This window comes from Propionigenium maris DSM 9537 (assembly GCF_027925155.1).
Classification (GTDB): Bacteria; Fusobacteriota; Fusobacteriia; order Fusobacteriales; family Fusobacteriaceae; genus Propionigenium; species Propionigenium maris.
In genome coordinates, this window is record NZ_BSDY01000003.1 from 145,878 (window position 1) to 158,275 (window position 12,398).

9 protein-coding genes are annotated in these 12,398 nt (G+C 41.7%); 3 read left to right on the forward strand and 6 right to left on the reverse strand.

Annotation, left to right across the window (positions count from 1 at the left end; genetic code table 11):
• Window positions 1-506 precede the first annotated feature (506 nt).
• From QMG11_RS04060 to nadA, 4 genes are all read right to left on the reverse strand, one after another.
• On the reverse strand, window positions 507-1,292 hold the full coding sequence (locus tag QMG11_RS04060) for a PHP domain-containing protein (RefSeq protein ID WP_281833652.1): 786 nt from the start codon (window positions 1,290-1,292) through the stop codon (window positions 507-509).
• Window positions 1,293-1,543: 251 nt separating this feature from the next.
• A complete protein-coding gene (nadC, locus tag QMG11_RS04065) occupies window positions 1,544-2,383 on the reverse strand; it encodes a carboxylating nicotinate-nucleotide diphosphorylase (protein WP_281833653.1) in 840 nt (279 codons plus the stop codon).
• A complete protein-coding gene (locus QMG11_RS04070; protein WP_281833654.1) occupies window positions 2,364-3,653 on the reverse strand; it encodes an L-aspartate oxidase in 1,290 nt (429 codons plus the stop codon). Before QMG11_RS04070 ends, nadC begins: the two co-directional genes overlap by 20 nt.
• Window positions 3,654-3,655: 2 nt before the next feature.
• Window positions 3,656-4,567, reverse strand: coding sequence for a quinolinate synthase NadA (nadA, locus tag QMG11_RS04075; protein WP_281833655.1), 912 nt, complete (start codon window positions 4,565-4,567; stop codon window positions 3,656-3,658).
• Between the two features lie 632 nt (window positions 4,568-5,199).
• On the opposite strand from nadA, the gene QMG11_RS04080 reads away from it, so the two are divergent.
• From QMG11_RS04080 to QMG11_RS04090, 3 genes are all read left to right on the forward strand, one after another.
• Window positions 5,200-6,618, forward strand: a complete 1,419-nt coding sequence (locus tag QMG11_RS04080; RefSeq protein ID WP_281833656.1) for a carbon starvation CstA family protein — start codon at window positions 5,200-5,202, stop codon at window positions 6,616-6,618.
• A 1,003-nt stretch (window positions 6,619-7,621) separates the two neighbouring features.
• The gene (locus QMG11_RS04085; protein ID WP_281833658.1) at window positions 7,622-8,479 is read left to right on the forward strand and encodes a hypothetical protein; all 858 of its coding nucleotides are present in this window, start codon (window positions 7,622-7,624) and stop codon (window positions 8,477-8,479) included.
• Between the two features lie 103 nt (window positions 8,480-8,582).
• Window positions 8,583-9,209 (forward strand): hypothetical protein, encoded by a 627-nt coding sequence (locus QMG11_RS04090; RefSeq protein WP_281833660.1) that lies wholly within the window; start codon window positions 8,583-8,585, stop codon window positions 9,207-9,209.
• Between the two features lie 47 nt (window positions 9,210-9,256).
• Here the strand turns inward: QMG11_RS04090 and QMG11_RS04095 are convergent, their stop codons facing one another.
• Complete coding sequence (locus QMG11_RS04095; RefSeq protein ID WP_281833662.1) at window positions 9,257-9,835, reverse strand: class I SAM-dependent methyltransferase; 579 nt, start codon at window positions 9,833-9,835, stop codon at window positions 9,257-9,259.
• On the reverse strand, window positions 9,835-12,192 hold the full coding sequence (locus QMG11_RS04100; RefSeq protein WP_281833664.1) for a DEAD/DEAH box helicase family protein: 2,358 nt from the start codon (window positions 12,190-12,192) through the stop codon (window positions 9,835-9,837). The genes QMG11_RS04095 and QMG11_RS04100 overlap by 1 nt, the downstream gene beginning before the upstream one ends.
• Window positions 12,193-12,398: the final 206 nt, after the last annotated feature.

Consider the following 12,398-nt stretch of genomic DNA (forward strand, 5'->3'; position numbering starts at 1 on the left):
CTGCTATCCTCCTAATTCTCTCACTCACATCTATTTTAATTCCTTCCTCCTATAGGAGGATAGGAATTTTCCATTCTAAAAAAACCTTCCCAATATTATATCAAATTTTCTGTTTTTATAAAGGGAAAATTCTTCTGCTCCTTTAACATGAAAAAAACAGCTATTTAGATAGCTGTTCCTTCAGTTATTAATAAAAAATTCGATACTTTTGCCTTGATGCAAATGTATCCAAAAAATCAAGTCCTCCGGCAATTGTCTTTATTAGTAATACAACTTTTTCATTGCTCTCCTGGGCTCTCTACAGAGCCTAAAGGAGCTCTACGCAATGAAGCAGGTTGCGCAATGTGAAGCTAGACGACAGCCTGCAGACGCCTATTAATTTCAAGAACTTTATTCAGGAAAATTCGTGTAATTCGTGACTTGTAATGGGGTTTTTATTTAGTTCTATGACCTCATCGGCTCTGTATTGGTGAGAAAAATCAACGAAAGCATTGTGACATCAAAGTTTATATATCCCTAAAATCCTCCACTATGTTGAGGCCCATGGCCTTAGCCAGCTCCACAGCCTCATCTACACAGGGGTCTGTAATATCCCTTTTAAAGTGTGTATCTCCCGAGACAATTACATTGACCCTGTACTCCCCTACTATCCTCCAGAAGTTAAGGTTTGTATAGGCATGGGTCCCCTCATCCTCGCTTCTGTTACTTCCATACCTGATACCGTTGGCATTTATCTCAAGGATAGCTCCACTCTCCTGGGCAAACCTTCCTATCTCGTGGGCCATCTCCTCAGCATATTTGTCCCATCTGTACCTCTTAAGTATAGAGTCTGGGTGGGCTATAAAGGCAAAGAGGCCTGTATTCCACCCCTCCATTATAAGCTCTGTATTCATCTTCAGGTGCTTTGGCTCGGGATTGTTTCTGGAGAAGTGTACAAACTCTCCCCCCTTGAGATCCCCTACAATATGGTTAGCCATAACAAGGTAGTCCGTTCTTTTCCTCAGCTCTCTGAGGTACTCCAGGTGCTCCCCGTCCCCCACTATATACTCAGCTTCTACTCCGCAGAGAACCTCTATCCCCTCTGCCCTTTTAGCCGCTTCCCTGACCTCATCTATATATTCATCTACCTGATCCTCCTGCAGCCTGTAGCTGTCTGTATATCCCGGTATTGGAGCGTGTTCACTGATTCCCAGTACAGTATAACCAGCTTCCCTATGCAGCCTGATGCTCTCTTCCACCGAGAGATCCGAGTGGTTGCAGTAGAGGGTATGAGAGTGAAAATTTTTCTTCATAGTTGAAAGACTCCTTTCAGATTTTCTTTAATTATAGCACATCCTCAGTATCATTCTAATTAAAAAGACCTTATTTTAGGTATATTTTCATCCTTTTATCCAATCCCTCTCCCTCTGCCAACTATAAAAAGCAACGTGACGTTGCATCCTGATAATCAATTGGAGCACCAATTATTTCATGTAAAACTTTTAACACTTCTATACCTTCCTTAACAATAAAAGGTCCCTCTAAATTCAGAGGGACCCGCTACCTACTCTACTATCCTTAAATTTTTCATGCTGAGATCCAGAGCTCTGGCTGAATGGGTCAGCTTCCCCATGGAAACATAGTCTATCTTTATTCCTCTGAGCTCCTCCAGCCTCTCCAGAGTCATATTTCCAGAGACCTCCACAATAGCCCTGCCACCTATTATCTCCACTGCCCTTCTTATGGTGTCTGTATCCATATTATCAAGCATTATGATGTCGGCTCTTCCCTCCAGTGCTTCCTCTAAGCCCTGAAGGTCCTCCACCTCTACCTCTATCTTCTTTATAAAGGGATATCTCTTCCTCACAGCTTCAATGGCTTTTCCTATACCTCCAGCTGCAAGGATGTGGTTGTCCTTTATCATGGACATATCTGAAAGATCAAATCTGTGGTTGTTTCCTCCCCCTACAGATACAGCATACTTCTCTAGATATCTCAGTCCCGGGGTTGTCTTTCTTGTGTCCATCACCTTAATTCCGTAGTCTCTGAGTTTTACCGCTGCCCTGTTTGCCAGGGTAGCCACCCCGGACATCCTCTGAAGGAAGTTCAGTGCAACCCTCTCCCCTGTAAGGAGCACCCTTGTATCTCCCTCTATGAGGGCTACAATCTCTCCAGGCTTTACCTCCTCTCCCTCCTCCTTATGCTTTACAACCCTTACATCTCCAAGGATCTCAAAGGTTCTGGTGAATATATCCAGTCCGCAGAGAACCCCCTCCTCCTTGGCTATGAGCTCCACTTGAGCCCTGCTTCCCCTCTTCACTATACTGAGGGTGGTTATATCCTCATATACCCTGTCCTCTTCCAGAGCGTTTTTTATAATCCTGTCAACTAACAGATAGTTCATCCCTTAAGTCCTCCCTTTCCCTTAATATTATCTCTCTGGCCTCTCCCCTGTGGGCCCAGGGGGTATAATTCCTTATCAGCCTTCCAGTATAAGTTCCCTCATACCTCTTTCTCTCTGCTTCCCCTTCAAGCTGCTCCTCTATATCCTCTGCTGCTCTTCCGCTGTATACCAGAGCTTCCAGGAGGGAGTTGCTTGCCAGCCTGTTTCGTCCGTGGAGGCCCGTACAGCTCACTTCTCCCACTGCATAGAGGTTGTCACAGCTTGTCCTTCCCCGGGAATCCACTGCCAGCCCCCCCATATAGTAGTGCTGAGCCGGCCTCACAGGGAGAGGCTCCCTGGTTATATCGTGCCCCCTCTTAAGGCACTCCTCATATATTCCCCTGAATCTTTCCTTTAAATACTCTTTTTCTAACCCAGTGGCATCCAGGTAGACCCTACCTTCCTTCAGTTTCTCCATTATTGCCCTGGCCACCACATCTCTTGGCTGGAGTTCATCTACAAATCTTTCTCCCCTGTGATCTATGAGAAGAGCCCCCTCTCCTCTGAGGGCTTCCGAGAGAAGAAACATCTTTCCCTCCCCTTCTGAGTGAAGGGCTGTAGGGTGAAACTGGATATATCCCAGGTCCCTGGTCTCTATGGAATACCTCTTGGCCAAAGCCAGGGCTATTCCATCTATATTTTTGTTGTTTGTGGTAGTTGCAAATAGTCCCCCTATTCCCCCTGTGGCCAGAACAACCCTTCTGCAGGAGATCTCCTCTACCCTTCCCTGGATCTCCACCAGGGCTCCCTCTACACTATTATCTGTCACTGCCAGGTCCAGAAGGTGGCACTCCTCTATTAATTTGATATTCCCCCTGCTGCCAACCTGCTCTATTAATGTTTCCATTATAGCCTTACCGGTTTCCGATCCCCTGTAGGCTATCCTGTTTATGCTGTGGGCTGCTTCCCTGGTGAACTTCAGATTCCCCTCACCATCCTTTTCAAACTCCACTCCCATCTCAAGGAGTCTGGCAAGATACTTCATGGACTCATCTCCCACCACACCAATAGCTTCCAGGCTGCTCTCTCCTCCACCGGCTTCCATGGTATCCCTGGTAAAGAGCTCCCGGTCCTCCTCCCTCACGGTGGTTATTCCCCCCTGGGCAAGGTAGGAGTTGCAGTCCCTTATCTTAGAGTTGGTTATCACCACTATCTCACATTCACTGCTGAGGCTAAGAGCTGTATGGAGCCCCGCTAATCCACTTCCTACTATGAGCACATCTGTTTCCATAGCTACCCCTTTCTCGATATATCAAGCATATTGTCCAGAGCTCTCTTGGCTCCAGCCATTACCTCCTCATCTACAAATACCTCTCCCCTTCCCTCGGCAAGGGACTCCAGAATGGTTTCTGGGAACACCTTCTTCATGGCCTTGCATATCATAGGAAGGAAGATAAGCTCCTTCTCCGGGTTCTCTATCTTCATCTGATACTTTATCCCTGCTTCAGTTACTATGAGGAATCTCTTCTGGGAACTCTCCCTTACAAACTTCAGTATCCCGCTAGTACTTCCCACGTAGTCTGCCATATCCCTTACCTCTTTGGTGCATTCAGGGTGGGCAGCTATGAGAAGATCCCTTCCGTGCTCCTCCAGAGCACCCTCTATATCCGAAGGCTTTACCACGTCATGGATATTACAGCACCCGTCCCAGGGAATTATATTTTTATCGTTTATCTGCTCCGCCACATAGGATCCCAGGTTTCTGTCTGGGACAAAGAGGATATTCTTACACTGGAGGTTGTTGACTATCCTTTCCACACTGGAGGAGGTACAGCACACATCGCTCACAGCCTTTACTGCGCTGGAGGAGTTTACATAGGTTACCACCTTGACATCCTCATATTTGGCCTTCTCCTGAAGTATCCCCTCTGGGGTGGCCATATACTCCATGCAGCAAGGAGCCTCTGTATATACTGGGAACAGCACCCTCTTGTTGGGAGCCAGTATCTTGGCACTCTCAGCCATAAATCTAACTCCGCAGAATACAATGGTCTCTGCCTCTACATCCCTGGCTATCTGGGCCAGGTAGAAGGAGTCCCCCACATAGTCGGCTATCTCCTGTACATCAGCTCTCTGATAGTAGTGGGCCAGTATCACTGCATCTTTTTCCTCTTTCAACCTTAAAATCTCGTCTTTAATATTCATCTCTTCCCCTCGAACTTCTTATTTTCTAAATCTATCACTCATACTTTTCTTAAACACCTTTTGTGAGAGAGACCTTCTCCTAAAAGCCCCTCCTCTTTCAAGACGATAATATTTCTATAAACTCAAAATTGCAATAAAAAATATTTTTTTCACTTATTCAATTAGCCTAGATTTTAAAAGGATTCTCACTTCCTTCACTAAAAAAAATTTCAAATTCTCCCTAGATTGAGTAATTTTTTCACTATTTTCTTGATAAGATCCTTTTTTCCACCGTCCAATATATTTATCCCAATAAAAACAGTGGTTTAAAAGAGTTTTTTTTTCATTATTGTTTTCTAATAGGAGGGAATGTGATAAAAAGACAATCACCACAAAATACAAAATAATGTTTTCACATTATTAAAATGCGTTTTGTGTTTAAAATCAGTACTTAAAGAACTAATAAATTGCTACAAAGACACTTTCCGCAAGGCTTATTAATTAGGAATTGCATTTAATGTCGATAATACGCATTTGATGTTGGGATAATATCTCTTGAAGAAGTCTCTGGATTACATTCTATAGTTATCAGGGTATAATCATCCCATACAATAATTTTAAAAATTTAAATAAAAAAAAGGAGGAAACAACTTATGATTACCTTTATAGTTTCACTGTTGGCACTTATAGGTGGATATTTTGTTTACGGTACAATAGTAGAAAGAATTTTTGGTGTAAGTGACGCCAATGAAACTCCAGCAAAGAGACTTGCTGATGGAGTTGACTACGTGGAGATGGATTGGAAGCAGGCCTTCCTGATTCAGTTTCTTAACATTGCAGGTCTTGGACCTATCTTCGGAGCAGTAGCAGGAGCCCTTTGGGGACCAGCTGCATTTATGTGGATCGTATTTGGATGTATCTTTGCAGGAGCTACCCACGATTACCTGGCTGGTATGCTTTCAGTTAGACACGATGGAGCTACTATTGCAGAGGTAGTTGGAGAGTATCTTGGAGAGGGTGCTAGAAAGATTATGATCGTATTCTCGGTAGTACTTCTTATCCTGGTTGGTGTTGTATTCGTTAACGGACCTGCTGGAATCTTAAACAGCTTAGTACCTACTGTTTCTACTCTAAAGTGGGTTGCTATAATCATGGCATACTACATTGTAGCTACACTTGTTCCAGTTGATAAATTAATCGGTAAGATCTATCCTCTATTTGGAGCAGCTCTTATCTTCATGGGTATCGGAATTGCTATTATGATGTTTGTAAAGGGATACGCAGCAGATATTCCTGAGCTTACTTTCTCTAATATTCACCCTAAGGGAACTGCTATCTACCCATTCCTATTCATTACAATTGCATGTGGAGCAATCAGTGGATTCCACGCAACTCAGGCACCGCTTATGGCAAGATGTCTTAAAAATGAGAAGGAAGGTAGAAGAGTATTCTACGGTTCTATGATCGCAGAGGGTATCATCGCTCTTATCTGGGCTGCTGCTGCTATGACATTCTTCGATGGTGGAGTAGAGGGACTTGCTGTTGCAGGACCTGCAGGAGTTGTTGTAAACACTATCTCAAGCTCTATGCTAGGTAAAGTAGGAGGATTCCTTGCACTTCTTGGAGTTGTTGCTTGTCCTATCACTTCTGGAGACACTGCATTCAGATCAGCTAGACTTGCTCTTGCTGACGCTGCTAAGTTCAACCAGGGACCTATTAAGAACAGACTTATTGTTGCTATACCTCTATTCGCTGTAGGTATCGGACTTTGTTTCATCGACTTTGGTATCATCTGGAGATACTTTGCTTGGTCAAACCAGACTCTTGCTACAATAGCTCTATGGGCTGGTGCTGTATACCTTGCACAAAATGCTAAGCTGCACTGGATAGCTTCTATCCCGGCTACATTTATGACAGCTGTAGTTACTACATATATTATCATTGCCCCAGAGGGACTTAAGATGTCTACTGCTATAGGATACCCAGCTGGTATCATAGCTGCTGTAGTATCTATGGGACTATTCCTTAAGAAGGCAAGAGAGGCTTCTGCAGCACAGGGAGCAAAAGCGTAACCCCCAATTTCCCACCTTGTGGGAGTGACACTATATAACCCCAATATGAGAGGTCTGAATCCCGCAGGAGGATTCAGGCCTCTTTTTTTTACTGAGAATCATATTTTGCCACGAATTATCACAGATTATGAATGTAGATTTATTAAGAAGTATATTTCCACAAATTCTTCTTAACTCACACTAATTAAGTATTTAGAAAATGGTTGTCTGAAGGCTGTCGTCCTACTTCACATTAACAGTCCACTTCATTGCGTAGAGCTCCTTTAGGCTCTGTAGAGAGTCCATGAGAGCAATGAAAAATCTGATTTAAACCTTTGCCACGAATTACACTAATTATCACGAATTTTTTCCCAAGTTCAAAAGCGTCCGAAGTAGTCGATATTACTTTGTACTCCCAAACTCACTAGGCCGTTATACATGTTAAGTTTATCGACTGCTATACATTATGTTGTTTTTCTCAAAAGGGAGATTGTAGCTGTGCTGGTAATCCGACCAAGATCTCATAAAACTTAAAACCCTTGCCACGAATTATCACAGATTTATGAATGGAGAATTATTGGGTTTATTTACACGAACTCTCTAATAAATTAAAGATATTTAAAGTAAAGAAAATCCCATAGCTCTCTTATTTTTATATTCATGGTCATTGGTGTAATTCGTGGTTCCTCTTTTGGATTATTTAGTTTGCTTTAGAAGAACGGTATATCGTGATAAGAAATGATTTTTTTATCCTTCAGAATTTTGAAATTTCTTTATCCATTAAAAAAGAAAGGTGGATTTTTTCATTAAAGTGGAATGTTAAAATAAAATTTTGATATTTTAAAGATATTTTAATTGAAATTTGTGAATTATTAAAGCTTGGAATAGTATAACTAACATGTGGATCTTTAGGCTAACTTCTACCCAACGATGGACTCCAATAGGATCCTTTATGGTTGGGGAGAAGTAGGAGTTCCACAGAGCAGCAGCTTATGTAGAATAGATAAGTGAGTAGGAGGAAAAAATGAAAAATCTATTTCTTTTTTTAGTGATCTTCACAAGCATTTTTTCAGAGGGCCCTCCTAGTGAGAAGAAGATAAGGAGAAGTGATTACTTCTGTCAGGACTATATAGAGGAGGAGGGAAGGTTTGGAGAGATGCTCCAGATGGGCAGCAGGGTCTATGACCTCAATGGAAACCCCCTGGAGGAAAACAGAAAGTACTATGGAACCATCGATGAGAAGATCAGGTATACCTTTGATGAGAAGAATAGACTAACCGAGGTGTTCATACTAAATGAAGCTACCGGCAGCAAGAGAAGGGAGGTATACCACTACAAGGGGGATAATCTCACTGGAAAGAGCATCTATAAGGACGGAAAACTTGTGGATGAGGAGACAAACATCTTTAACCCCAAGGGCAACCTGGCAAGAATTGAAAACAAGAGGGGAGAGATGGTGGGATACATCTACGACGATAAGGGTAGGGTGGTCATGTCCACCGACGGCGTGGTAAAAAACTACTACTCCTATGACAGTGCCGGCAGGATGAAGAGGGACAGGTGTGAGATAGATGACAAGCTTGTCTACAAGAGGGAGTATGAATACAACTCCTCGGACTACGTGGAAAAGGTAGTGGACTACAGACCCGAGGGTTTCAGAGGTCCAGAGTGCACCACAGTGACCCTCTATAAGTACAATGAGAGGGGAGATAAGACCGAGGAGAGATGGAAGAAGGGCGAGGAAGGCATCTGGTATATTAAGAGGCTGGAAAATAAGTACAATAAAAACGGTGATCTCGTAGCGGTGGTGGAGTATGAGACCAGAGATGATGGTATCGAGAGGCCCATAAGAGAGCATATCTACGTACATGAATACTTTTAATAGAAGGATCGGTGTAAAAACCGGTCTTTTTTCTTGTAAAAGAAATTAAAATTATGTTAAAATTTTAATTAAATTGACAGAGTAAACAAATAGAGGAGAGGGTATGCTACTTTATAGAAAGAAATACAGTTCGGAAAAGAGGGACGAGCAGGAGAATAGAGAGAGGGAGAAAAGGGCAGCCAGGGAGGTAGGGCTTCTGAGAGCAGAGCTTTCAAGCAGTGTCCAAAAGATAGAGGAGCTGGAGAGTGCTCTGAAAAAATCTGAAAATACAGAGAGTGGGGAAAACATCCAACCAGAAGAAGTTAAGGGAAGACCCGTAAAGAGGAGGAGGCTGAAGCACCTTCAGGAGTGGAGTATAGAGGACTGGGATCAGCTCCTTGAGTTTGACAGGGAGTATGGTCTCTTCTCTCCCATGGATAAGCAGAGGATAGGTAATATCTACAGTAAGCTGGAGATGGGGCTTACAGTGAAGATGTCCGTTCTCTCAGAGGGAGAGCAGTGCCTGAGAAAGGCCGTAAACAACGGCTATAAGCTCTACACCCTTGAAAAAGAAAGGTGGGAGGAGCTCCTTGCTGCAGCTGCAGAGGAAAAGCTTCTGCCTCAGTGGGACCTGGAGTTCTTAGAGGAACTTGCAGGGAAGCTTATGGTAGGGGAGATCAGCTCCAAGTTTGATATGGTAAAGGGGAAGGATCTTCTGAATATACTGGAAGAAAAACTGAGCAAAAGATAAAAAAGACCTGAGATTATCTCAGGTCTTTCTTACTCTTTAAAGAAACTTTATTTTTTCAAAACTACATTGAGCCAGAACTCATCTTCTCTTCCTGGTCTCACATCTGAAGTCTTCCAGAACTTTTCTACATTAAAAAGATCCAAGTCTTTCAACAATTGTGAAAATGAAGCCTCTGTAAAGTTGGAAAAATGTCTTCCCTTTCTCTGAATTTCCCCCTCACCATATTTAAAGCTTAGGTAAAGAACTCCGTTGGCTTTAAGGGCAGTATAACAATTTGTGAGAACCTTTGGTATCATCTTCATAGGGATATGAAGTACTGAAGCACAGGCCCAGATTGCGTCAAACTCATCCTTGAAATCCATTTCTGTCATATCCAGATGAATTACCTGCTGTTTGGTAAGCTCTGAAGCTCTCTTGACCATCTCCTCGGAATAGTCCGCCGATGTAACCCTATAGCCATTATCTATAAAATATCTGCTGTCTCTTCCACTTCCACATCCCAGATCCAGGATATGGGAATCTTTTTTCAGATACTCTTGAAATTTTTCATATGTCTCAGACATATCTGCCTCTACAGTGCCCTTATAAAATTCCTCAGCATTTTTATTGTAAAATTCAACTGACATTACTCCTCCTCTCCGTATTTCCTATTAAAATAATTTATGTTTCTATAATTAAGTCTTTCTCTTATCTCGCCTGCAAGCTCGTACTTTATTATCTCATTAAGGTAAGGTTCAGCTATACTGAATATTTTACTAGCTTTATCATACTCAAAGAATTTTCCCCTGCTAAGATATTTTACAGGGTTATCAAGTGCCAGTTTCTCAAAGTCGCCGGCCTGCCACTCCCTCCAGTTTTTATGCCTTTTATTGTTAAGATCCTTTCCATGAAGTTCATCTGAATAAAACTCCTTGAAAACCTTCCCTATTAAACCGCCTGAAGTATCTTTTTTAATTCCTTCTCCAGTGAGAAGGGAAAGTATCGCAGGAATCTTGTAGGATTTTGTCATGGAAGTTTTTTCCAGCTCATAGAGAAACTCTCCAGCAGGGGTATTTAAATATTCCTTTTGCTGAGGAGAGAGGTCATCCATTAGGCTTAGAAAATGCAGCCATCCCTTGAACTCCCTTATGTATGTACTCAACCCGTAGTTGGAAGACTCAAAAACTTCAGTGAGTGTGGGAACTCTTCCAAAATCTCTCTTGATCTCCAGGTACTCCTTCTTCAGCCTCTCCTTTAAATGAATCCTTGTATGAATTGTTTTAGCCAGATAGTCTATTATCCTAAGATCAAAACTTGCATTGCATCCAACGGGAAACTTCATCTCCGTTGGAAGAGATAAAACCTGTTTAGCATTTTTAGGGTTATATCCTCCGCTCAGAAACAGTGGTTTTAATTCAGCACCCTTATAGTTACCAACCATATCTATAACTGTGAGCTTTTCCTTGCCTAAGCTGGTCCTCAACCCCCTTCCCAGCTGCTGGATGAAGATAGTATATGAATTAGTAGGCCTTAAAAATAAAACAGTATCTATTCCAGGTATATCAACTCCCTCATTAAATATATCTACTGTGAAGATGACCTGCAGATCTCCCTTTTCAAATTCATCTATCACACTGCTTCTGCCACTGGTATTAGAGGTAATTGATTTAGCTTTTATCTTAGCCTTATTAAAGGCAGCGGTCATGTATTCAGCATGCTTGACACTGGCACAAAAAGCAACTGTCTTTTTTCTCCCATAGATCTTAAACTTACTTATAATCTGAGCTGTTCTCTCTTGAACCATAAGTTTATTTTCTAGTTCTTCCATATCATACTTTCCGCTTCTCCACGGGATAGCCTCATAGTCTACCTCATCATATATTCCGTAGTAGTCAAAGGGAACCAGCCATCCATTATTTATACCTGTTTTGAAGTTACACTCATAGGCTATATTGTAGTTGCACCATTTGTAGATATCCTTATTATCCATCCTGTCTGGGGTTGCAGTAAGTCCCAGAAGAAAACCAGGCTCAAAATACTCCATAAGTTTCTCATAGGATTTAGCTCCTGCATGGTGGAACTCATCCACCACAATATAGTCAAAGTGATCCTTGGGAAAGTATTTATCGTTAAGATACTCCTTCTTTCCTAGAGTCTGAATGCTGGCAAAGGTAATATCATTATCGATACACTTGGAATCGGCATTGAAAAGCCCAAGAGTTTTATCCCTATGGATAGTTTTAAAGGTCTTCATAGCCTGCTTTAGAATCTCCTCCCTATGGGCTACAAACAGTATCTTATTGTATTTGAGAGTGTCAAAAGCTGAGAGGTAGGTTTTTCCAAGTCCTGTAGCTACTATAACCATAGCTCTATCATACCCCTCCTCCCTCGTTTTGGAAAGTTCATAGAGAGCCGGCACCTGAAATTTTATGGGAGAAACTATCTTTTCTTCAGGAACAGCATCTATAATATCAGGATTTCTTTTATATGATTTTTCATACTTTCTTAGCCATTCTATACTCATATCAAAGCTGTTATTTTCATAGAGGTCGTTAAATTCATCTAAAAACTTTTGAAACTCATCCTGGTTTTGACTTTTCTTAAAGGCAAAGTTCCACTCTACTCCCTTTAATAGAGCTGAATATGATAGGTTTGAGGAACCAATCAGAACCTCCCCCTCTCCATTCTCATACTCAAAGATATAAGTTTTAGGATGGAAGGAAATAGAATTATTTTTATCGTTATCAAAGATCTTTATATCCTGCACTGCCTGAGATAACCTGTAGAGAGCATTGGGCTCGGTGACATTAAGATAATCACTGGTGATGACCTTAACTTCCTTTCCCTCCTCTACAGCTTTTTCAAGGGATTTTGTGAGAAGTTTTGCCCCACTATCCCTGATAAAGGAAACTACAAAATATATCTTCCTAGCTTTTTCTATACAGTGTTGAAGCTTAGGGAGTATCGGTTGTTTTTGACCTGTAAAAACAGAAGTATTTTCCATAATAAGCTCCTTTTTTCTTTTAATTCTATCAAATCAAAGGTTAAATTAAAAGAAACATTGTTTTACATGCTTAAGAATTAAAAATTAGTAGAAATTATAAAGTATTCTCATGGTTAAGCTTTATCTCTAAACCTTACTGGGAAGACTCTCATTAAAATTGACACTCCCTTCCGAAAGGTGATATTATCTTTAGTAAGATTGCAAGC